The sequence below is a fragment of the Sneathiella sp. genome, assembly GCF_047631475.1.
In the GTDB taxonomy this organism is placed as follows: Bacteria; Pseudomonadota; Alphaproteobacteria; order Sneathiellales; family Sneathiellaceae; genus Sneathiella.
The window spans coordinates 122,688-146,097 of record NZ_JBLHZT010000002.1 but is presented as its reverse complement, the minus strand read 5'-3'; the positions used below and the strand labels follow the sequence as shown (position 1 = coordinate 146,097).

Sequence of the window (23,410 nt, the reverse complement as noted above, 5' to 3'; positions counted from 1 at the left end):
ATATTTGGAGAAACCATGTCTGTTCATTTAGCTTTCATCAAACAAATAACTTTAGACACCACGCGCGTATTGTTTTGGCAATGATTAGTCGGGTGTCTTGATGGCATTGTCAAAAATAAGAAAAGTGAGTGTTTTCGCTAATCTTTCAGCGCCCCTGGAAAATCTGAAGTTTCAGCAGTTTCTGAATCTGTTTGAGGACCTAAGCATCTAAAGGAAGAAGGGGCGTGGGCTCAGATTGGTCTCAATTTGATCCTAAAACAAAAACAGCCCGATTTACATTTGTAAATCAAGGCAGTTAAAAGTGGAATAAATCCCTTATATTTCAATTCTTTGAGAGTTGGTGCCCAGGAGAAGACTCGAACTTCCACTTCCATACAGAAACTAGCACCTGAAGCTAGCGCGTCTACCAATTCCGCCACCTGGGCAACTCTTAGAGGCCCTCTGATATAAAGTGCGGGGGCTTCTGTCAACACTCTTTTAAAAACTTTGACCATTTATGGACGTTTTATCTTGGCCTTGGCTATGGATAAGGGTAAAAACGGCACCAGAAATGAAAGCTATGCTATGGCGGGGGCCATAATCGTTGAGAGGATTAGCATCATGTCATCGCGTTTGATTACCATTTTTGGCGGTTCCGGTTTTATTGGACGACATTTGGTCGGGCGTTTGGCCGCAAAGGGATATCGGATTCGGCTGGCCGTGCGGGATACTGAAAAGGCCGCGCAGTTGATGACCCAGGGAAATGTTGGGCAGATTGTTGGTATGCAAACCAATATTCGCAACAAGGCATCTGTTGAACGGGCTGTGGCCGGTGCAGATATCGTTATCAATCTGGTGGGTTTGTTATACCAGTCCGGTGCACAGAATTTTAATGCAGTGCATTTGGATGGGGCCACATCCGTTGCGACCGCGGCTAAAGCGGCCGGCGCAAAACAGCTGATTCACATGTCCGCCTTAGGGGCGTCGTTGGACAGCCCGTCCGTCTATGCGCGGACCAAAGCCGGAGCGGAGCAGGCGGTACAGCGCGAATATGAGGGTGCAACGATCCTGCGGCCATCTGTTGTCTTCGGCTCGGATGATGATTTCACCAACAAATTTGGACAATTGACGTCCCTGTTGCCGGTTTTGCCTCTTCTGGATGGTGGGGCCGCGAATATGCAGCCATTATGGATTGAAGATCTGGCAGAGGCCATCGTTCGCATCGTTGAAACCCCGGACGCGCAAGGCCGGCTTTATGAATTCGGCGGACCGGATGTAATGTCTTTGAAAGAGATTATCGATGCTATTCTTGCAGTAACGGGCCGGACCTGTTTTATCGCCCCGGTGCCCGAAGGCCTGATGGCGTTTAAGGCCTTTTTCCTTCAGATGATGCCCGGAAAGCCGTTCCTTACAGTGGATCAGGTGCGGTTGTTGAAAGCGGATAATGTGGTTTCAGGCAACTATCCAGGATTTGCAGAATTGGGGATTGAGCCGGTATCGCTGACATCGGTCTTGCCGGAATATATGACCCGCTATCAAAAAGGCGGCGGATATAGCGGGCTACACGCCTGATCCATCGGACCACGTGACAAATTATAGGCCGCTCCTGAGAGGGAGGGGCCTTTTTTGTGTTTGTGTTGATTCTCTGACCGGGCTCGTCTTTTTCCGTTTTTAGGTCCGATTTGGTACTATAATATTTTTGTTTCAACGGTAAAAATCACAAAAGATCGCTTTTTGAGGTGATTGCAAATCATTATAGGACATATATACTGACCTATATCTTGTTTTTTGCTGGCCAACCCTGATCATTTAGAGTAAAAGAAACCTCCCATTTGGGTCAGGTCGCCCTTGATCTGATCTTGATGGCCGGTTTGACGCCTCTCAAACATGAAGATGAGCGCTGTCACCTATCGGCCCGAACGGGATTAGGAACAAAATGTTAAATGTCAAAAGGTCCGGATATTACCGGGCTTGAGCTGGGGACGCCTTAATGTCTAAAAAAATGCTGAAATTTGTGTCTGTCGACAAACAGATGCCTGAAAAGCGTGGTGCGGATCTTCGTAAAGAAGATTTTCAGGAAATCTATGAAGAATTTGAGACGGACAAAGCAGTTGAGCAGGCCAGTCGGTGTTCTCAGTGTGGTATTCCTTTCTGTCAGGTCCATTGCCCGGTCCAAAATAACATCCCTGACTGGTTGAACCTGACCGCCAACGGGCGACTGGAAGAAGCATACGAAATCAGCCAGGCCACCAATAACCTGCCTGAAATTTGCGGTAGAATCTGCCCGCAGGACCGGTTGTGTGAAGGCTCCTGCGTTATCGAAAAAGGATTTGAATCTGTCACGATTGGCGCTGTTGAAAAATACATTACCGATACAGCCTGGGAAAAGGGTTGGGTCAAGCCAAACGCTCCGGTTCGTGAGTTAAGCCAGTCTGTGGGTGTAATTGGTGCAGGCCCTGGCGGTCTGGCGGCGGCGGATCAGCTGCGCAAACGGGGATATCAGGTTCATGTCTATGACCGGTATGATCGGGTCGGCGGCTTGCTGGTTTATGGTATTCCAAGTTTCAAACTTGAAAAAGATGTTGTTGAACGGCGCGCGCGGCTGCTTGCGGATGGCGGCGTGACCTTCCATCTGAATTTCAATATTGGAAAAGACGCGACTTTTGCAGAATTACGCGACAAGCACGACGCGATCGTGATTGCGACCGGTGTTTATAAAGCACGGGATATTGCTCTTCCGGGAAGTGGTCTGAACGGAATTGTGCCGGCCCTTGACTATTTGACGGCGTCCAACCGCAAAGGGTTGGGTGATGAGGTTGCCGAGTTTGAAAATGGAACCCTGAATGCGGACGGCAAAAATGTTGTCGTCATTGGCGGCGGAGATACGGCCATGGACTGTGTGCGGACAGCCATCCGCCAAGGGGCTAAATCTGTGAAATGCCTGTATCGCCGGGATCGCAAAAATATGCCCGGTTCTTTGCGCGAAACGACCAACGCGGAAGAAGAAGGCGTTGAGTTTGTCTGGTTGTCGGCGCCAAAGGCGTTTCTGGGCGATGATAAGGTTACAGGCGTGAAAGCAATTGATATGCATTTGGGCATTGCAGATAGCACAGGCCGTCAGGTGCCTGTTGAAATCGATGGCTCAGAACGGGATATTCCGTGCGATCTGGCCATTAAGGCACTGGGATTTGATCCTGAAGATATTCCGGCGTTGTTTGATGAACCTGCCTTGCAGGTTTCCCGCTGGGGAACAATTGATGCTGACCCAATTACGAAAATGACCAGCATGGATGGTGTTTTTGCGGTGGGCGATATTGTACGCGGCGCGTCCTTGGTGGTTTGGGCCATTCGCGATGGCCGCGATGCCGCTCTTTCCGTTGAAATGTATTTGAAAAAAGCAAATCAAGCTGCGCTGGCTTCCTGAGTTAGGATACGAACATGACACATGAAAAAAACATCACATCCGGCGAAGAATTTGTAAAATCCTGGACCGAAAACGCAGAACATCTTTCTAAAAATGGTTTGTATCTGCCTGCCGAAGAACATGACAATTGCGGCGTTGGGTTGGTTGCGGCGATTGACGGCAAGCCAACGCGTGCGGTTGTTGAAGCCGGTATCGATGCACTGAAAGCAGTTTGGCACCGCGGTGCGGTTGATGCGGACGGCAAAACCGGCGATGGCTGTGGTATCCACGTTCAGATCCCGCAGGATTTCTTTAAAGAGCATATTGCCAGAACCGGACATGAACCTTTGGACGGTAAGCTGGCCGTCGGCATGGTATTCTTGCCGCGCACGGATTTTGAGGCGCAGGAAACATGCCGGACAATCGTTGAAAGTGAAATCCTGAAATTTGGATATCATATCTACGGCTGGCGTCAGGTCCCCGTGGACGCATCGATTATTGGTGAAAAAGCGAACGCTACCCGTCCGGAAATCGAACAGATCATGATCGCCAATAACCGGGATCTGGATGATGATGTATTTGAACGGGAATTATATATTATTCGCCGTCGGATCGAAAAGGCTGTTCTGAACGCCCATATCAGCGGGTTCTATATCTGTACGCTGTCCTGCCGTTCGATCATTTATAAAGGCATGTTCCTTGCAGAACAGCTCTCCAGTTTCTATCCGGATCTTCTGGACACGCGCTTTGTGTCCAATTTTGCGATTTATCATCAGCGGTATTCAACAAACACATTCCCGACCTGGCATCTTGCTCAGCCGTTCCGTGTTTTGGCCCATAACGGTGAGATTAATACCATTCGCGGCAACGTAAACTGGATGAAAAGCCATGAAATCCGGATGGCCCACAGCACTTTTGGCGATCATTCCAATGATGTAAAGCCGATTATTCAGGCTGGTAGTTCTGATAGTGCGGCGCTGGATGCGGTGTTTGAAGTTCTGGTACGTGCAGGTCGAAGCGCGCCGATGTCTAAAACCCTGCTTATTCCGGAAAGCTGGTCCAATAACAAAGCCATGCCAGAAAAGCACAAAGCGCTGTATGCCTATTGTAACTCTGTGATGGAGCCCTGGGATGGACCGGCGGCGATTTGTGCGACGGATGGTCGTTGGGTTGTGGCGGGACTGGACAGAAATGGTCTTCGCCCATTACGTTTTACCCTGACAACTGACAATCTGCTGATTGTCGGATCTGAAACAGGCATGGTTCCGGTCAACGAAATGAAGGTTATTCGCAAAGGGCGTGTGGGTCCTGGCGAAATGATCGGCGTTGATCTGAAAAAAGGGAAATTCTATTTCTCTCCTGAACTGAAAGACAAAATGGCGGCAGCGCAGCCATTTGATAAATGGATCGAAAATGTTGTCCATTTGGAAGAAACCCTGAAGGATGTGGAAGAGACCCGCAAGTTTGATCGCAAAGAGTTGCGTCAGCGGCAGATGTGCGCTGGCTGGAGCCTTGAAGATCTGGAACTGATTTTGCAGCCAATGGCTGAAGATGGCAAAGAAGCCATCGGTTCTATGGGCGACGATACACCGCTTGCTGTCTTGTCGAACCATTATCGCGGGCTGCACCACTATTTCCGTCAGCGTTTCAGCCAGGTTACCAATCCGCCTATCGATAGCTTGCGCGAACGGGGTGTGATGACCCTGAAAACACGGCTTGGTAATCTGAACAACATTTTGGACGAAGATCGCAGTCAGGCCGAAATCATCTCTTTGGAATCGCCGATCCTGACAAACGGCGAATTTGAAGCCATGCAGAAATACATGGGGGATAGCTGTCACGTGATTGACAGCACGTTCGATCCTTCTGCGGGCGCAGATGCCTTGTCGTCTGCCATTCATCGGATCCGTGAGGAAGCAGAGAATGCCGTGCGCGGCGGTTGTGCCCATTTGATTCTCAGCGATTTGAATGTGGATAGTGGCCATGCGCCTATCCCAAGCATTCTGGCAGCTGGTGGTGTTCATACTCATTTGGTAAATGAAGGCCTGCGGACCTTTACATCGATTAATATCAGAACAGCGGAATGTCTGGACGTACAGTATTTTGCGGTGCTGGTTGGTGTCGGCGCGACGACCATCAATCCTTATCTGTTGCAGGACAGCATTATCGACCGTCATGAACGGGGATTGCTGGAAGGTCTGGATGTTAAAACCTGTCTTGCCAATGCCAAACAGGCGGTGGATCAGGGCTTGCTTAAAACCATGTCGAAAATGGGAATTTCCGTTTTGAGCTCCTATCGGGGCGGCTATAATTTTGAGGCCGTGGGCCTGTCACGAGCCCTTGTTGCCGAGTTTTTCCCAGGCATGCCATCCCGGATTTCCGGTATCGGTCTGCCCGGTATTCAGCACAAGGTTCTGGAACAGCATGAAAAAGCGTATCAGGAAGATGTCATTGCCCTGCCTGTTGGTGGGTTGTACCGGTATCGGGCTAAAGGCGAAGTTCATTCATTTGACGGCGAGTTGATCCATATCCTTCAGACCGCCGTGGAAAAAGACAGTTATTCCCTTTACAAAAAATATGTAGAGGGCATGAGCCGAATGGCCCCTGTTAATTTGCGCGATCTGTTGGATTTCAAGTCAGACCGGGCGCCGATTTCGATTGATGAAGTGGAAAGCATCACCGAAATCCGCAAACGGTTTGTTACCGGTGCGATGAGCCTTGGCGCGCTGTCCAAGGAAGCGCACGAGACGTTGGCAATTGCCATGAACCGCATTGGTGGTAAATCGGACAGTGGGGAAGGCGGCGAAGATGTCAGCCGGTTTACACCGCGTCCAAATGGCGACAATGCCAATTCTGCGATTAAGCAGATTGCTTCGGGCCGGTTTGGTGTGACTGCCGAATATCTGAATAATTGTGAAGAGATCGAAATTAAAGTTGCGCAAGGCGCGAAACCGGGTGAAGGCGGGCAGCTTCCAGGCTTTAAAGTGTCTGAAATGATCGCCAAGTTGCGGAACTCAACACCGGGCGTGACCTTGATTTCACCGCCTCCGCATCATGACATCTATTCGATCGAGGATCTGGCTCAGCTGATCTATGATTTGAAACAGATCAACCCTGAAGCCCGTGTGTGTGTGAAACTGGTGGCGGAAGCCGGTATCGGGACGGTTGCGGCGGGTGTTGCCAAAGCGAAAGCGGACGTGATCATGATTTCTGGTAATTCCGGTGGTACCGGTGCCAGCCCGCAAACATCTGTTAAATATGCCGGTGTGCCGTGGGAAATGGGCTTGCCGGAAGTCAATCAGGTTCTGACCTTGAACAAGTTGCGCCATTCTGTCTTGCTGCGGGTCGATGGCGGTATGAAAACCGGCCGTGATATTGTGATCAGTGCCCTGATGGGCGGTGAAGAATATGGTCTGGGAACCGGTGCCCTTGTCGCGCTGGGTTGTATTCTTGTGCGTCAATGTCACTCAAACACCTGTCCTGTCGGGATTTGTACGCAGGATGAAGAACTGATCAAGAAATATGAAGGTACGGCCGACAAAGTGGTCAACCTTTTCAGTTTCCTGGCAGAAGAGGTTCGTGAGATTCTGGCTTCATTGGGATATCGCTCACTAGAAGAAATTGTTGGACGCAGTAATATGCTGACGCAGGTCAGTCGTGGGTCTGCGCATCTGGATGATCTTGATTTGAACCCACTTCTGGCCGAAGCCGATGCGGGTAATAATCCTCGTGTCTGTACCAATACGGGACCTGTTCCAGTGCCGGAAACACTGGATGCCCGGATGATCATGGATGCCGCGAGCGTGTTTAATAACGGCGGTGAGAAACGCCAGCTTGCTTACAGCATTCGCAACACTCACCGGGCCATCGGTACAAAACTGTCCTCTCATATCGTTCGGACATTTGGTATGACAGGGTTGGAAGCAGGCCATATTACTGTTCGGCTTCGCGGCTCTGCCGGTCAGTCACTGGGTGCCTTTGCGGTTCAGGGGCTGAAACTGGAAGTTCTGGGAGATGCCAACGACTATTGCGGTAAGGGTCTGTCCGGTGGAACGATTATTGTTCGCCCGATGACATCAAGCCCAATTGTCTGGAACGAAAATACTATCGTTGGAAATACGGTTCTATATGGCGCGACATCCGGTTATCTGTTTGCAGCGGGTCAGGCCGGCGAGCGGTTTGCCGTTCGAAATTCAGGCGCGATTTCTGTGGTTGAAGGCTGTGGCACCAATGGCTGTGAATATATGACCGGCGGTAAAATTGTCATTCTGGGCAGTGTCGGCGGAAACTTCGGTGCCGGCATGACCGGCGGAATGGCGTATATTTATGATCCCAAGAAAACCCTGCCTCAGAATATCAACAACGAATCCGTTGTATATCAAAGGGTTGCCTCATCCCACTGGGAAGGGGAATTGAAAGCTTTGATCGAGAAGCATCATAAACAAACCAATTCACCTTTGGCCGAGAAACTTTTGGCGCATTGGGAAATGGAATTGGATCATTTCTGGCAGATTTGTCCAAAAGAAATGATCAATAAGATCCCGTATCCGTTGAGTGATGCGGAAGAACAACAGACAGCCTGATCCAGATTGTTTTGATAAAGGCCGGTGATTTTTTCACCGGCTTTTTTTTCTGGGCAATATCTTCCTCTGCGGAAAAAGGCACCCTCTGCCCGTCAATTTTTTCCGGCCATCCGATCTCTGAAATCAGAAAAATGGCGGTTTACAAGGGTTCTGTTTTTGGCCCGGTCCTTGCTTGGGAGAGGTCATGTAAATATGGAGAGAGAAGCATGACTATTCCTGAAACCGTTTCCTTGGAAGCCAATACCGATACGACACATCAAGCCGATCCCATTATTGATCGTGAAGAAGTGATGTGGGCCGCGCGTAAATTGATTTTGGTTTATGGCGATCAGGCTCCTTTGGCTGCGGATAATGAAGTCCGCAAATTTGATGCTGTGGGAAAATTTCATGTGGCTACCATGTTTGAACGGGTCCGCGATGAATGTTCTGTGCTTTTGCAAAAAAGTGCCAAACTGCGGGCACGACGTCTGCACTGATCAAAAAATGACAAAAATTACGATCTGAGGATAGGAAACGGTTCGTAATTTGTAAGGGGTAAGGTATGGTGCAGCCATGCGTATACTCTATCATTTTTGGATTTCACCAGCTTGTCGAAAAGTCCGCCTTGCCCTCAATGAAAAAGGGCTGGCTTACGAGTTGATTGTTGAAAAAGACTGGGAGCGCCGGGATGAATTCCTCGCGCTTAATCCAGCCAGTGAAGTACCCGTTTTGGAAGATGAAAATGGGGCCGTTCTGGCAGATAGCCAGGCAATCCTCGAATATCTCGAGGAAACCTATCAAGATCGCCCCTTATTGCCCGAAGATAAAACGGAACGGGCTGAAGTGCGGCGCCTTGTGGGCTGGTTTGATCGCAAGTTTCAGCTGGAAGTCACGGATAATCTGGTTGAAGAGAAAATCCTGAAACGCCTGATGCGGACGGGAACCCCGAATACAGCCGCGATACGCGCCGGTCATCATAATATACATTACCATCTGGATTATATTTCGTATCTGACAGAGCGGCGCAGCTGGCTTGCCGGTGAAGATTTCAGCCTTGCCGATATTGCAGCGGCGGCGCAGATCTCGGCGGTTGACTATCTTGGAGATGTCCCGTGGGAGCAACATCCCAGCGCCAAAATCTGGTATTCGCGGATAAAATCGCGACCGACTTTCAGGCCTCTTTTGGCGGATAACCTCCCCGGAATGCCCGCCCCAAAACATTATGCTGACCTTGATTTCTAAATCGCATTTCTGGTGTTGTTTGGAGAGCCGTCATGATTGACGGAGCAGATAAAGCCCGCCTGATCGCTTTTTCATTGGAACAGGGGTTCGATGAAGCACGGGTCTCTTCTGCTGATTTCGGTGAAAAACCGGGAGAATACCTCGATGCGTTTTTGCAAGCCGGCTATCACGGGGACATGGATTGGCTGGTCGCGAAACAAAAGTGGCGGCGTCATCCGCAATCGCTTTGGCCAGAGGCAAAATCGGCCTTGGTGCTTGGGTTGAATTATGCGCCGGTTTCTGATCCGCGGGCGCTGGCCGATCATCCGGACCGGGGGATCATATCGGTATATGCCCAAGGCAAAGATTATCATGATTTGATCAAAAAACGCCTTAAACGGATTGCCCGCTGGATCGTTCAGGAATTTGGGGCGGATGTAAAAGTGTTTGTCGATACTGCACCGGTCATGGAAAAACCCTTGGCAGCGTCTGCAGGCCTTGGCTGGCAAGGCAAACATACCAACCTGCTCAGTCGTAATTTCGGCTCCTGGCTGTTTCTGGGATGTGTTCTCACCACGTTGGAAATAGCGCCGGATGACCCGACAACAGGCGATTGTGGTAGCTGTACGGCTTGTCTGGACGTCTGTCCAACGCAGGCTTTTGTCGGGCCCTACAAGTTGGATGCGAGCAAATGCATTTCGTATCTGACAATTGAAACCCGAGCGCACATACCGCGCAATATCCGATCTGCCATGGGCAATCGTATCTATGGCTGTGATGACTGCCTGTCTGTTTGTCCATGGAACAAGTTTGCCAAACGATCCCGTGAAATGGCCTTTATGCCGCGTGCAGAATTAACCGCGCCCCGATTATCCGATCTTGCAGGCCTGGATGACACAACGTTTCGCGAGATTTTTTCTGGCTCTCCCGTTAAACGGCTGGGGCGGAACCGGTTTATAAGAAATGTTCTGATAGCCCTTGGAAACCAGAAGGACCGATCCCAAGTGACACATGTGACGCCGTTGCTTGAGGATCCATCCCCGATCATTCGTGTCGCCGCCGTCTGGGCGCTTCACCAATTGGTGTCAGTTTCTGATTTTAATAAATTATACGGTGCCTATGGGATCCGTGAAAGTGATCCCGACGTGTTAGAGGAATGGCATATTGCCAAGAAGGAACGATTAGATGAGCAGACTGGATAGCTTTATTCGTCGGGTAACTGCACAACGAGACTGTCTGAATAAAGCGGCGGATATGTTGGACGGCGTTGACGGCCCGGTTCTCGAACTGGGATTGGGAAATGGCCGGACCTTTGATCATTTACGGTCTTTGTTTGCTGAACAGGATATTTTTGTGTTCGACCGACATGTGAAAGCCCATCCAGATTGTATTCCCGATCAGGCCCATATGCTTTTGGGCGATTTTACGGAGACTTTGCCGTCCGCCTTGTCTCGATTGCCGGGAAAAGCAAAGCTTGCCCATTGTGATATCGGGTCAGGTGATAAATCTGCCAGCGTTTCACTGGCCGATAAGTTGGGTGCTGTCTTGCCGGATCTACTGGCAAAAGGTGCCTTGATTGTCAGTGATCAGCCTTTTGATGTCGCCAGCTGGTCAGCGATCGATCTTCCAGACACGGTGTCGCCAGGTCGTTACCATATTTACCGGCAGGATTGACCGGATCTGGCGTTTTTTGCCGGGCTAAAATATCAGGCAACACACTTTTCTGGCGTAAATCAGCCAGTTTTTTACTGGCATTTAATTTGCATGAGTTTTCCCAAGAAACAAAAAGGAAAGCGTCATGATTAACTCCCTTAATTCCGCTCAGTCCGTTCACAATCGTTATCTTGAAGCGGCTGCTTCGCCGAACAGTCTTGTAAAGGCCGATCCTGCCAAAGGCAGTGATCCATCCGATCAGGTCACGCTGTCTGAACCTGCCCAAAAGGCGCAGAAGTTATTATCGGAATTTCCCCCTTTGATCCTGGATCCGGATGTTCATCTTAAAAATGCAGAGGGCGCCCTGAAAGACCTGTTAGCGAAATATAACATTCCGCCAAATACCAAGGTCTCAATTTCTTCTGATTCAAAGGGCCAGTTTACGGTTAGCGGAGACCACCCACTATTGGCCGAGGTTGAAACAGAGATCAATGAGGGAACAGCAAAAGAGCTGAGAAATTCTCTGGTCGGTGCCCATAATGGCAGCATTATTCAGCGGATCGGGGCGGCTGCTGAAATGGCAATGCGGGGTGCGGATCAAAATCCCGGTATGACAGACACATATTATGATTGGGTGCGGTCGGTTGCCAGTGAAGCAAAAGGGTTTGGGTATTCGGTAGAGTTTGATGAAGGTGTCATCACTGGATCGCTTATCAATTCGCTGGGCGAGAGAATAGCAGGGGATGAGAGGCTGTCTCTTCCAATCGGATAGACATAAAACTGGGTCTGTCAATTTTTAAGAAAATGTTTAGGGCTGGCGAGCATGATACAGAAAACTAATTGGTGGATGTGTGACAGTGAGTGAACGTATGAAGGCGGCGGAACAAACCCTGATCGATCAGATGGGGTTTTCTGACCGGGAAATTGCAAGAAGACTCCATTTGTTGAATTTTACAGAGTTTGACGCCGAACGCCTCAAGCTTGTCAAAGAGACTATAAAAAACGTCACCGATGACATGGTGGAAGCGTTTTACGTCTTCCAGTTATCAGATCCGGAGATCGCTCAGGCAATCGGTGATATTGATACTTTGACACGCCTTAAAGGGTACATGAAATCCTATATACAAAGCCTTTTCACGGGTTGTTACGACGAAAAATATGTGAATACCCGGTTGCGAATTGGAAAAGTTCACAAACGACTGGATGTTCGGCCCAAACTGTATATGAAAGCTCACGCCAAGTTACAGAGCCTGCTGGATCAGGAAATCGAAGAATCCTGTTTTGTCGAGGATGCAATTCTCATCAAGCAGGCTCTGCATAAAATTCTGTTATTTGACGCAGAACTTGTTTTCGATGCCTATATCGAAGCTTATATGACTGAGATGCAGTCTGTGACCCGCGAAGTAGAAAAATATGCGTCCCAAGTTGGGATCCGCGTGGACAGCATGTTTAACCGCCTGCACGAACGGTCCCAACGGGATCAGTTGACCGGACTTCATAACCGGCGGTCGCTGTTTGATCTGTTAAGTTATGAATGCCGAGTTGCAGAGCGGCACAATCTAAGCTTTGTCCTGATTTATCTGGATTTGAACGGTTTTAAATCGGTTAATGACCTGCATGGACATCATGCTGGCGATGAAGTGCTGGTTCAGGTCGGGCAGTCCCTGATGGCAACAACGCGATCTGTTGATATTCCCTCGCGTTATGGCGGGGATGAGTTCTGTATTGTCTTCCCTAGAATTTCCCTACTGGAAATCGAGGCGATTATTAGTCGCCTCGTCGAAGATTTCGATGTGAAATGCAAATATCCTGTTACCTTTAGCATGGGGATCGTGCAAGTCGGCCCTAAAATCTTTGAGACCCCAGAAGAGCTTATAAAAATCGCTGATGGCTTGATGTATAAGGCAAAAGAGCGAGCCCACCGGGATGGCAAGCATCATTGGGAATTCGAAGGGAAAAGCTGAACCGGATCGCTTACGGACGGGTGTCCATGCCTGGCGGCCCCATCAGTGTCCGGATCTTTTTGAGCACTGTTTTCGCCTTTCTTAGATCTTTGAACAGGTCGATGAATTCATGCCCGTTAATGACAAATGGATTGGCATTATTCAAAGGATCTGTAATTCCGTAGACAACCTTTTCGTCTTCTCGTTGGTAAGTGCCAAAGAGACGGTCCCAAATCACCAAAATGCCGCCATAGTTTTTGTCGATATAGCGGGGGTTAGACCCATGATGCACCCGATGGTTTGACGGTGTGTTCAGCCAGCTATCCAAAAAGGGAAGGCGGCCTATTTTGTTCGTGTGGATCCAGTTCTGGTAGGTTACTACCGAGAAAAACGCGACCAGAGTTTCTGCAATTCCAAATCCAAAAACAATCATGGGCACAAGGAAAACCCATTCAAAGAGCGCTTCGAACCACGAAAGGCGCAACGCCGTCGAAAAATTAAATTCAGGGGATGAATGATGGGTCACATGAACCGCCCACAGCAGCCGTACCCTATGTTCGGTCCGGTGCATCCAGTAATAAAGAAAATCAGCGAAAATTAGGGCAAGCGGCCAATACCAAACACTCTCCGGCATGCTTGTGAGCGCAAATGGAGAGACAAGAGACAGGCCAATCAGGAAAACAAGGCCAAGCCCCGTATATTCCAGCCCCACGCCAATTAGATATATGGACCAGTTGGCGAAGGTTTCTTTCCAGCTTTGGCGCGCCTTGAAGGCGTAGTCCAAAAGCATTTCCAATAAAATCAGGCCAAGAAAACCAAATCCAATATAGGCAAGCCAGTTAAAGGCGACCTCATAGGCTGCAAAATTCTCTTCCAGGGATTGCATTAGTAAGCTCCAGTCAGATTTTTGGAATGAAATTTAAAAACCAAAGAAACCAGCCTGCATTCAAAGCATCGGTCCAGGGACCAAAACCACTGACCGCGACAAAAATCAGGGGAAGTTTCCAGACACCGATCACGCCTAAAAATCCTAAGTACCAATATTTTTTCAAAGCCATAATTAAACTCTTCTATTGAATGAACGTACGTTCAGTATATATACTAAATAATGGAAGGAACAAGATCATGGACAAAAAAAAGACAGCGGCCCAAAGCCGGGCTGGAAAAGTAGCGAAGACCCGCCTAAAAATTGTTGAGGCGGCGGCGGCCTGCTTCATCACAAAGGGATTTCACCAAAGCAGTATGCGGGACATTGCCACCCTGGCCGGTGTTAGTCTGGGTAATCTGTATAATCACTTTGAGAATAAGGCAGAACTGATCAAAGGGCTTGCTGAACTGGAAGCGCAGGAAAATGCTGTGCTCTTACGCCTGTTGGAAGACACACAATCGCCAACGAGCACATTCCACACCTTTATTGAGCGGTATTTCACGATAGTCAGAGCGCCCGACAATGCGGCACTTACCGCTGAGATTTTCTCAGAAGCCATGCGAAACGATGCCATTTACCAGATTTTTGATAAAAACAGGCAATCCTTAATTCAGGCCCTGAACGGGTTGCTGATTGCTGGACAAAAAACAGGGGACTTCAAGTCAGACCTATCGATACCGTCCCTGACCCCATTGATCCTGGACCTGATAGAAGCCAGTGCCTTGCGGATTGCCCTTGCAGGCGGAGAAGGGGCCAAGGAAGATGGAAAACTGTTGCTGTCTGTGATTGATCTTTGGGTGAAAGCCTAACAACGCGGATCTTTAAAGAGGCAGCGCAAAATCAACAATGACTGGCGCGTGGTCAGATGGTTTTTCCCGATCGCGGGCATCCAGATCAATCAGCATATGTTGCAGCGTCTCTTTCAAGGCCGGTGTTACCCATACATGGTCGAGGCGTCGCCCTTTGTTGGTTTTTTTCCAATCTTTGGACCGGTAGCTCCACCAGCTGTATAAACGTTCGGATTCCGGAATAAAATGCCGCATAGCGTCAATCCAGTCATGGCTTTTCATGACATCGTTCAGATGATCCACCTCAATCGGTGTGTGGCTAACGATTTTCAGAAGTTGCTTGTGGCTCCAGACATCGTTTTCCAACGGGGCCACATTGAGGTCACCCACCAGAATGAACTTGTTGTTTTCTGCTTTTTTTTCGGAAAACCAAGCGGTCATCTGTCTCATGAAGGCCAGTTTATGGGCGAATTTGTCATTTAATTCCGGGTCCGGAACATCGCCCCCCGCTGGAACATAAAAATTGTGTAATTCCGTACCATCCTTGAACTGGACCGCGACATGGCGTTTGTCATCCTTGTCACACCAGATCGGGCTTTCTAGCGTCTCAAACGGGAGTTTTGAGAAGATCGCGACACCATTATAACTTTTCTGACCAGCAATTGCGTAATGTTCAAACCCCTGTTTTGTAAACGCTTTTAGGGGAAACTCATTATCCGTCACCTTTGTTTCCTGAAGGCATATCACATCGGGATCGTGGGTTTGAATGAAATGGTCCACATGAGCAAGGCGGGCTCTTACTGAGTTGATATTCCAGGTAACTAGGCGCATATTATTTATTCCGGATCCAAAACAAACTAAAAAAGATTAAAACTGCCGCCCGTTATGCCGATTGGCCAGCGTCCCAGTTCGAAAAGTTGGTATTTCAAGGCGAAGGGGTGTGTGTCTTCTTCACCGGCGGCCAACACCAGCGCAGACTGGTGACAGGCCTGCAAGGCTGCGCCAATGGCTGCCCGGATCAGTTCTTCATCCTCGATGCCCGCTTCCTCCGCAAGATTTTCAACAGCGTGCTGAACAACAGGGGAAGCGGTTGCCGCGATATGGGAAAGGGCCATCCCCAGATCTTCCTCGGTCATCAATTCCAGTGCCTGAGCGGTAAGAGAGGCCATCAGCTGTTCTTCGGCTTCCCACCATTCTGTATTCCAATCCGGGTTCGCCGCCGCATAGGCCGCTTCTTCCCAGTTTTCTACAGGCGCCACATAGGCATCTGGAAATCCAAGATTTTGAGTATAGTCTTCTGCTACTTTTCGGGTGTTCGCTCCCAGTTCCAGACCGACAGAGCGGAACCAGTTCACAGAGCCAAGCAGCTTGGTAAATCGGGCAACGGATCGCAGGGTCGGATATTCTTCAATATCCAGTTCTTCTTCCTCAAATTCGTCGTCTTCATACATACGTTTATTTCACCTGACTAAAATTAGAGGATCGTTCTATCATGCTTCTTTGATGTCGCCCAGTGGGCAGTTCAGGGTTAATCATAGTCATAGTCAGAAAAGTTGAAGAGTTCAGGTTTGAGGGGAATACCCCATTCCATATTACTCAGCGAAACGCTGGTTGTGTTCCCTTGCGCGTCCGTCACCAGCCATTTTCTAAGCTTTAGTGGCCGGTCTTCGAACACAAGGGTTATGCCCCCTTCGTCTGGTTCGTTTGTATCAATGATATTCAGCCTGAGGGTTCCTCCGTCCTTCTCAACAGAGACGACCGTAACATTTCCGGAGAGCTTGGCGCCTTCTTTTAGCAGGACACTGACCGGTGTCGACGATAAAGGAAGGCGGTTGGTTTCTTTAAGTTCTTTGTCATGCAGAATGAGCCAGGTTCCATCCGCGACAACAAGAATTTGCGCGGGCGGTTCATATTCAAAACGCATACGACCGGGGCGGCGCATGTAAACGTCCCCTTCTGCAATCTGGCCGGCAGAGTTGACTTGTAAAAACCGCGCCTTCAATGTTGAAATGCCGTTCAGATAGTCCTCAACGCGGGCGACATCTTCTTTCTCACTGGTGGTCAGCGTAGCGGCCATGGCGGGCGTAACAACGAACGAAATCGTCGCAATCGCCATCAAGATAAAAAGATGTATCATTTTCTGCATTGGTCAGCCGCCTTTATTAATCGCGCGAGCCTTACACGTAATGTGCAGGTCCTGTATTTTCCAGAGATAACGCTGAAAGATCCTGTCAATTGATCCGGTCTTCGATGTCCCGTGCGAGAACATCCCTTTTTCCAACATGGTTGGCGGAACTGATCACACCCTCTTTTTCCATCTCGTCGATAATCCGCGCGGCCCGGTTATACCCGATCTGCAAGTGACGCTGGACAAAACTGGTGGAGGCTTTTCTCTCCCGGCAAACCAGTTCAACGGCTCTGTCATAAAGCGCGTCAACTTCGGATCCACCACCACCGCCGCCGCCGCTCATGCCGTCAAATTCTGTCTCCTGCTCTTCGGTAACTTCTTCCATATAATTGGGCGAGCCCTGGGATTTGAGGAATTTGACAACCTCTTCAACTTCTTCATCAGAAACGAAGGGGCCGTGTACCCTTTGAACCCTGCCAGCACCGGGCATATAGAGCATGTCACCCTGTCCCAAGAGCTGTTCAGCACCCTGTTCGCCCAAAACGGTCCGACTATCGATTTTCGAGGTAACCTGAAAACTGATCCGGGTTGGGAAGTTGGCCTTGATGGTACCCGTGATAACATCCACAGAAGGACGTTGGGTTGCCATAATCACATGGAGGCCTGCCGCACGCGCCATTTGGGCCAGTCGCTGAACAGCGGCTTCAATATCCTTACCGGCCACCAGCATCAAATCGGCCATTTCGTCAACGATGATGACAATCATGGGCAGGGGTTCTGTATCCAGAACCCGTTCTTCAAAAACAGGTTCGCCCGAGGTGGCGTCGAATCCGGTTTGCACGGTGCGTTTCAGCTCTTCCCCGCGTTTTTTTGCTTCCCGAATGCGTTGATTGTAACCATCCACATTCCGAACGCCGAGTTCCGCCATTTTCCGGTAACGGTTCTCCATCTCCTTAACAGCCCATTTGAGTGCCACCACGGCTTTGCCGGGTTCTGTGACAACCGGCGCCAGCAAATGCGGAATTCCGTCATACACGGATAATTCAAGCATTTTGGGGTCAATCATGATGAACCGGCATTCTTCGGGCGGGAGCCGGTATAAGAGGCTGAGAATCATAGTATTCACGGCTACCGATTTACCAGATCCCGTCGTACCAGCAATCAACAGATGGGGCATACGGGCCAAGTCGGCGACCACTGGGTCGCCGCCAATATCCTTACCAAGTGCCAATGTCAGTTTAGAGTTTGTGCTTTCATAAGTGGCGGTTGACAGAAGTTCCCGTAACAGAACAGTTTCCCGCCGCTGATTGGGAAGTTCGATCCCGATGGCATTGCGTCCCGGAATTACGGCGATACGGGTAGAGATGGCGCTCATGGAACGGGCGATGTCATCAGCAAGGCCAATTACCCGCGAACTTTTCAGACCGGGGGCCGGTTCCAGTTCATATAAGGTAACAACAGGCCCCGGACGTACCCGGCTGATCTCCCCCTTGATGCCATAATCGTCCAGAACCCCTTCCAGAAGGCGCGCATTATTTTGCAGCGCTTCTTCACTGATCGGTTTTGCCACTAGCTTGGTATCGGGCAACGATAAAAGACTTAAGGGCGGCAATTGATAAATATCCGACGGGCCCAGATCAAGGGCCGCCTGTTTTTCAGCCGCGACCCGTTTTCCAGCTTTAACCTCGCTGCGCCGTGCATCAATTTTTGGCTCTGTTCCCCGATCAGCAGGATCTGCTTTTAATTCTTTCTTTTTCCGGCGGCGGGTTTTCTTTTCTGGTTTGGCAGTGCTGTCTTCCGGCGCAGATCCCAAAAGGATCGCATCTTCTTCATCAATCGTTTCTTCTTTGTTGCGCAGGCCTTTTAGATAGCCCCCAAATGCCGCGGTCTTGCGACCCGCAAAAATGATCGATCGGCCCATGCCTAACCATTCCTGCAAGGGAAGGGCAAAGGCCAGAACCAGCAGGACGCCGGCGATACCGGCGAGTGCTATTCCTAAGGCAGAGGTCGGAATAACTAGGCCGATTTTTTGACCACCAACGATCAGCCCATTAAAGATGACTTCACCAACAATCCCGCCATATCCAGCATTTAGCGGCCAGCTTTCGCCGGTAGGCAGGGCGGCTATGGCGCTTGCGGCGAAAGAAACGCCAAATGGCAGCAAGGCAACATGCACCCACCCCCAGCGTAATCCCCGATGGGACGTGATCCGCCAGGACCAGGCAACAAGGCCGGCAATGAGGGCGATGGCGCCCAACCCAATGGTTTGCAGCATCAGGTCAGAAATATGCGCTCCCATCACGCCAAGCCAATTGGAGGCCGGGTTTTCTGTCGCATGATTAAAATTTGGATCCTCTGGTGAATAGGATACCAGCGTCAAGACCCCGAGAAGGGCGATAACAAACAGGGAGATGCCCAATAGCTCAATCGCACGGCGGTACAGGAAGTCTGTACTGCCGCTTGGAAGCAGGGAAATTGATTTTGATCCGGAGCCTTTAAAATTCATAACCTATATTCTATAAAACATTGACCATCCGGGATAAAGCTTCTTCCATCACTTCAGGGTCAAATACCAGCGCGATGCGGATATATTGCCGCCCCGGATTGAACCCGGTGTGGTCGGTGACGCTTAGAAATTCCCCCGGAAGCACGCGAATAGCGGCCTTGGTCCAAAGTTTTTTCGTGGCTTCTACGCCGTCTCCCACATCGATCCATAAAAAGAAACCCCCAGGCGGCCGATAAAAACCGAACCGGCCTTCAAGATGTTTCTCGGCAATATCGATATTCGTCTTATATCGTGTCCGATTTGAGGCAACATGCTCGTCATCCGCCCAAAGAGCAGCCGAGGCGGCGCAAACGGGCAAGGGGGACGCTGCGCCGGCAAAGTTTCGCAAATTCAGCATGGCACGGGTGATTAACGGGTCACCCACCATAAAACCTGACCGCAGTCCCGCTGCACTTGACCGTTTGGACAGTGAATGAAAGGCGACGACATTGGACAGCGACCCGCCCTCACTTTTCAGTATTTCCAAAATTCCGGTCGGTGGGGCCTGATCGTATATCTCTGTATAACATTCATCCATGATTAGCACGAAATCATGTTTGCGCGACAATTCAAGCGCCTTGATTAGATACGCCCGGTTGGCAATCGTGCCTTGTGGATTGGACGGACTGCACAGGAAAAAGGCGGTACAGCGGGACAGAACGTCTTCAGACAGGGTGTCCAAATCCGGAAAGAAGTTGTTTTCCCGGTTGGCATGCAGCAAAACTGGGTCGGCCCCCGCCATAATCGCGGCTGCATAATAGACGTGGTAATAGGGGTTCGGAATGAGGATGCAGGGTTTTTCAGCGGCCGGGTCAGACCGGTCCGTTAAAACCTGCGCCAACATATATAACGCTTCTTTTGTACCATTGACCGGGGTGATATGCGTGTCCTGCTCTACCATACCTTCTGGTAGCGTAAAGCGCCGGTTCAACCAATTAACGATTGCGGTTCTTTGTTCAACTGTTCCATCACCGGGCGGATATTTGCCGTATAAATGGTCATGTTCCTTGAGAACCCGTTTCATGAGTTCAGGAGGTTGATTCTGCGGCTCGCCGATTGTTAGCGAAATTGGCTTAATATTCGTTTGAGGGGCGAGCGGATCAAGAAGTTCACGTAGGGCGACGAAGGGGGATCCCCGTAATAAAGACAGGTCCGGGTTCATAATATTTGCCTAAGAATGATGCAAAACTGCAATGAGTACAAAACAAAAACAAAATTAGTGAATTACGAGAAGAGAAACAAGTCCATTTCCCTTAGGGTCGATAGAATAATTCCCAGTAGCCGTCAAAAGGCATTAAATACCATGATGTTCCTCAAATGTTCTGAATTAGAATATACTACTATAGATGTAAGCTGTTTTTTGTGTCTGGGGTTTGGTAACACAAAAGTGATAAAAATTAACTTGGTGGAGCACTGGCGATTGGAAAGCATAAAATGTTGATTTCTATGCATCTCCAAACGCTATATGTTGATTTTTCGCTCACAATTTGAGGTCTTCTTCGGGATACGCCCCGATTTTGTGAATACTAAGGTCCGCTCCTTCAAATTCGGACTGTTCATCCAGACGGATGCCGACCGTTTTCTTAAGAAGGCCGTACACTACCAGTCCGATTATTAAAGCGTAAATACAACCGGCCAAAGACACGCCAATTTGAACTGGCAGGCTCACGCCGCCCAATCCACCAAGCGCTTGCAAGCCGAAAATACCAGCCGCTATTCCTCCCCAAAGACCACAAAGGCCATGAAGTGGCCAAACGCCAAGGACATCATCAAGACGCAGTTTGTTCTGGCACCAGTTAAAGGCATAGACAAAAATTCCGCCACCCACCGTTCCTGTGGCGAGGGCCCCTATGGGATGCATGATATCCGAACCTGCACAAACGGCGACCAATCCGGCTAGGGCACCATTATGGACAAATCCCGGATCATTGCGGCCGATGACCAGCGCACTCAGAATGCCGCCAATCATTGCCATCAGGGAATTGACCGCGACAAGACCGGAAACCCCGTCGATTGTCTGGGCGCTCATGACGTTAAAACCGAACCAGCCAATACATAATATCCATGAGCCCAGCGCCAGAAATGGAATATTTGACGGCGGAATTCCGATCACTCGCCCATCTTTGCGATAGCGTCCCATGCGGGCGCCCAGAAAAATAACCGCGCCCAGTGCAATCCACCCCCCAACGGCGTGTACAACGATCGAGCCCGCAAAGTCATGAAAAGGAACACCGAACCTATTTTCAATCATTTCCTGGATACCGAAGGCACCGCCCCAGATTATTCCTTCGAAAAAGGGGTAGGCCAAAGCGGTCAAAATCGCCGTGGCCGCCAGTTGGGGCCAGAATTTTGCCCGTTCGGCAATTCCGCCCGAGATAATCGCTGGAATAGCGGCGGCAAAGGTCAAAAGAAAGAAGAATTTGACCAGATCATAGCCATTACTGGCGAAGCTGTATCCGTCGGTAGTTTCCGCACCCGATAGTACGGCGGCGCTGACCAGAAAATCGACGCCATAAGCGACAGAATAGCCGATGAAAAAATAACAGACCGTTGAGACCGCAAAATCCACCAGAATTTTTACCAGTGCATTGACCTGATTTTTTCGCCTGACGGTGCCAACCTCCAAGAAGGCGAAGCCTGCATGCATGGCGAAAACCATGATGGCGCCCATCAGAATAAATAGAACGTCTGTTCCTGTGATATTTGAATCCATTCCCGCATTCCCAAGCTTGTTGTTCGTTTGGTGTGTGGGGAGGATGTACTCAAAGAGCGTGCCAAATCAGCAAATGCCGGTTTTTGGGGCAGTCTGGGGAAGAAGGAGATGCTAATAACGATGCAATTGCCCATAATTTAATCAATCTAAGATCAAAAATGAGGCAATTGCATCTGGAGTGGGCAGGCGGCTCCCAATATACGCGCCTGCCCGATTACGGGGTGTTTAGCTGGATGGGCCAAACTCTGGATAGGCTTCCAGACCCAGTTCTGCTTTATCAAGACCGTTCGCTTCGTCTTCTTCAGAAACCCGAATACCAACAGTATATTTCAGGGCCAGCCAGAAGATTGTGCTGGTCACGATGACAAAAGCACCGATGGAGACAACGCCTGTGGCCTGAACGATAAAGGTCGCATCCGCATCGGAAATGGCGACCGCCAATGTTCCCCAGATACCGGCAACAAGGTGAGCCGAGATCGCACCAACAACATCGTCGATTTTCAGCTTATCAAGAAGCGGAACTGCAACAACCACCAGAATACCACCAACAGCACCGATCAGAATGGCCATTCCCATGGACGGGTCAGCAGGTTCAGCAGTGATCGAGACAAGGCCGGCGATTGCACCGTTCAATGCCATAGTCAGGTCGACTTTTTTGTAGATCAGCTGAGTTGCGACCATTGCGGCCAGAACACCACCGACAGCGGCCATGTTTGTATTGGCAAAAACGTTGGCCATTTCAATCACAGCTTCTGCAGAACCCAGGGCAAGAACGGAACCACCGTTAAAGCCGAACCAGCCGAGCCATAGGATGAATGTTCCCAATGTTGCAAGCGGAAGATTGGCGCCTGGAATTGGCATAACACGGCCGTCTTTTCCGTATTTACCTTTCCGGGCACCCAGAATGATGGCACCCGTTAAAGCAGCCCAGCCACCAACAGAGTGAACCAGAGTAGAACCGGCATAGTCAGAGAAGCCCATGGCATCCAACCAGCCACCGCCCCAAACCCAGGAGCCCTGAATTGGATAAATGATTGCTGTCAATAGAACGACAAAAGCGAGGAAAGACCAAAGCTTGACCCGTTCGGCCAGCGCGCCTGATACAATGGAAGCGGCTGTTGCAACGAATACCATCTGGAAGAACCAGTCCGAAGACGCAGAATAGGTGCCTTCATCAAAAGTACCAGCAAGAGCGGCCGCATCGTCTGGACTCCAGAACGGGCTGATAGAGCCAATGAACCCGGTAACATCGAGATACATCAGATTATAGCCGACCACATAAAAGGTCAGGCCTGAAACGGAATAAAGAGCGATATTTTTCAGGCAAATGGTTGCTGTATTCTTTTTGCGAACCAGACCGGCTTCGAGCATGGCAAAGCCCGCAGCCATCCACATGACCAAAGCACCGTTAATCAGGAAGGAGAAAGAATTGAGAATGTATGAGGTTTCACTATCAACAGCCGCGAACGCGCTGGCTGGAAAAAGTGCGGCGAGTGCAGCACCAGCTGCCATAATCGCCAAAGATTGTTTACTGTTACGCATATTTC

The 23,410-nt window shown here is 49.8% G+C and carries 19 protein-coding genes and 1 tRNA gene; 10 read left to right on the top strand and 10 right to left on the bottom strand.

The genetic code is table 11. The annotated features are described in order from the left end of the window. Nucleotides 1–338: 338 nt before the first annotated feature. A tRNA-Leu gene (locus ACJAYR_RS01520) sits at nucleotides 339–425 on the bottom strand. A 175-nt stretch (nucleotides 426–600) separates the two neighbouring features. On the opposite strand from ACJAYR_RS01520, the gene ACJAYR_RS01515 reads away from it, so the two are divergent. From ACJAYR_RS01515 to ACJAYR_RS01475, 9 genes are all read left to right on the top strand, one after another. After that, nucleotides 601–1,551: a complex I NDUFA9 subunit family protein gene (locus ACJAYR_RS01515; RefSeq protein WP_415234966.1), complete on the top strand. Its 951-nt coding sequence runs from the start codon at nucleotides 601–603 to the stop codon at nucleotides 1,549–1,551. Nucleotides 1,552–1,969: 418 nt separating this feature from the next. After that, entirely contained in the window at nucleotides 1,970–3,403 is a 1,434-nt protein-coding gene (locus ACJAYR_RS01510; RefSeq protein ID WP_415234965.1) for an NAD(P)-dependent oxidoreductase, read from the top strand. A 14-nt stretch (nucleotides 3,404–3,417) separates the two neighbouring features. Then, entirely contained in the window at nucleotides 3,418–7,965 is a 4,548-nt protein-coding gene (gltB, locus tag ACJAYR_RS01505; protein ID WP_415234964.1) for a glutamate synthase large subunit, read from the top strand. Between the two features lie 206 nt (nucleotides 7,966–8,171). Continuing rightward, nucleotides 8,172–8,441: a hypothetical protein gene (locus ACJAYR_RS01500; protein WP_169543868.1), complete on the top strand. Its 270-nt coding sequence runs from the start codon at nucleotides 8,172–8,174 to the stop codon at nucleotides 8,439–8,441. Nucleotides 8,442–8,517: 76 nt separating this feature from the next. Continuing rightward, the gene (locus ACJAYR_RS01495; RefSeq protein ID WP_169543869.1) at nucleotides 8,518–9,186 is read left to right on the top strand and encodes a glutathione S-transferase family protein; all 669 of its coding nucleotides are present in this window, start codon (nucleotides 8,518–8,520) and stop codon (nucleotides 9,184–9,186) included. 32 nt (nucleotides 9,187–9,218) lie between these two features. Then, on the top strand, nucleotides 9,219–10,367 hold the full coding sequence (gene queG, locus ACJAYR_RS01490; RefSeq protein ID WP_415234963.1) for a tRNA epoxyqueuosine(34) reductase QueG: 1,149 nt from the start codon (nucleotides 9,219–9,221) through the stop codon (nucleotides 10,365–10,367). Continuing rightward, nucleotides 10,351–10,839: a class I SAM-dependent methyltransferase gene (locus tag ACJAYR_RS01485; protein WP_415234962.1), complete on the top strand. Its 489-nt coding sequence runs from the start codon at nucleotides 10,351–10,353 to the stop codon at nucleotides 10,837–10,839. The genes queG and ACJAYR_RS01485 overlap by 17 nt, the downstream gene beginning before the upstream one ends. Before the next feature lie 124 nt (nucleotides 10,840–10,963). Continuing rightward, entirely contained in the window at nucleotides 10,964–11,590 is a 627-nt protein-coding gene (locus ACJAYR_RS01480; RefSeq protein ID WP_415234961.1) for a hypothetical protein, read from the top strand. An 85-nt stretch (nucleotides 11,591–11,675) separates the two neighbouring features. After that, complete coding sequence (locus ACJAYR_RS01475) at nucleotides 11,676–12,782, top strand: GGDEF domain-containing protein (RefSeq protein WP_415234960.1); 1,107 nt, start codon at nucleotides 11,676–11,678, stop codon at nucleotides 12,780–12,782. A gap of 10 nt (nucleotides 12,783–12,792) precedes the next feature. Here ACJAYR_RS01475 and ACJAYR_RS01470 read toward each other — a convergent pair whose 3' ends face one another. Continuing rightward, nucleotides 12,793–13,647: a sterol desaturase family protein gene (locus ACJAYR_RS01470; protein WP_415234959.1), complete on the bottom strand. Its 855-nt coding sequence runs from the start codon at nucleotides 13,645–13,647 to the stop codon at nucleotides 12,793–12,795. Between the two features lie 13 nt (nucleotides 13,648–13,660). Continuing rightward, the gene (locus ACJAYR_RS01465) at nucleotides 13,661–13,819 is read right to left on the bottom strand and encodes a hypothetical protein (RefSeq protein WP_415234958.1); all 159 of its coding nucleotides are present in this window, start codon (nucleotides 13,817–13,819) and stop codon (nucleotides 13,661–13,663) included. A 67-nt stretch (nucleotides 13,820–13,886) separates the two neighbouring features. On the opposite strand from ACJAYR_RS01465, the gene ACJAYR_RS01460 reads away from it, so the two are divergent. Continuing rightward, nucleotides 13,887–14,498, top strand: coding sequence for a TetR/AcrR family transcriptional regulator (locus tag ACJAYR_RS01460; protein WP_415234957.1), 612 nt, complete (start codon nucleotides 13,887–13,889; stop codon nucleotides 14,496–14,498). Nucleotides 14,499–14,510: 12 nt separating this feature from the next. On the opposite strand, the gene xth is transcribed toward ACJAYR_RS01460, so the two are convergent. The 7 genes from xth to ACJAYR_RS01425 form a co-directional block, all read right to left on the bottom strand. Beyond that, a complete protein-coding gene (xth, locus tag ACJAYR_RS01455) occupies nucleotides 14,511–15,308 on the bottom strand; it encodes an exodeoxyribonuclease III (protein WP_415234956.1) in 798 nt (265 codons plus the stop codon). Between the two features lie 26 nt (nucleotides 15,309–15,334). Continuing rightward, the gene (locus ACJAYR_RS01450; RefSeq protein WP_415234955.1) at nucleotides 15,335–15,928 is read right to left on the bottom strand and encodes a hypothetical protein; all 594 of its coding nucleotides are present in this window, start codon (nucleotides 15,926–15,928) and stop codon (nucleotides 15,335–15,337) included. Nucleotides 15,929–16,005: 77 nt separating this feature from the next. After that, entirely contained in the window at nucleotides 16,006–16,623 is a 618-nt protein-coding gene (locus ACJAYR_RS01445; protein ID WP_415234954.1) for a LolA family protein, read from the bottom strand. Nucleotides 16,624–16,708: 85 nt separating this feature from the next. Beyond that, entirely contained in the window at nucleotides 16,709–19,111 is a 2,403-nt protein-coding gene (locus tag ACJAYR_RS01440; RefSeq protein WP_415234953.1) for a DNA translocase FtsK, read from the bottom strand. Nucleotides 19,112–19,121: 10 nt separating this feature from the next. Then, nucleotides 19,122–20,312 (bottom strand): aminotransferase class I/II-fold pyridoxal phosphate-dependent enzyme, encoded by a 1,191-nt coding sequence (locus ACJAYR_RS01435; RefSeq protein WP_415234952.1) that lies wholly within the window; start codon nucleotides 20,310–20,312, stop codon nucleotides 19,122–19,124. Nucleotides 20,313–20,630: 318 nt separating this feature from the next. Then, the gene (locus ACJAYR_RS01430) at nucleotides 20,631–21,863 is read right to left on the bottom strand and encodes an ammonium transporter (protein ID WP_415234951.1); all 1,233 of its coding nucleotides are present in this window, start codon (nucleotides 21,861–21,863) and stop codon (nucleotides 20,631–20,633) included. A 225-nt stretch (nucleotides 21,864–22,088) separates the two neighbouring features. Further along, nucleotides 22,089–23,405: an ammonium transporter gene (locus tag ACJAYR_RS01425; RefSeq protein WP_415234950.1), complete on the bottom strand. Its 1,317-nt coding sequence runs from the start codon at nucleotides 23,403–23,405 to the stop codon at nucleotides 22,089–22,091. Nucleotides 23,406–23,410 lie beyond the last annotated feature (5 nt).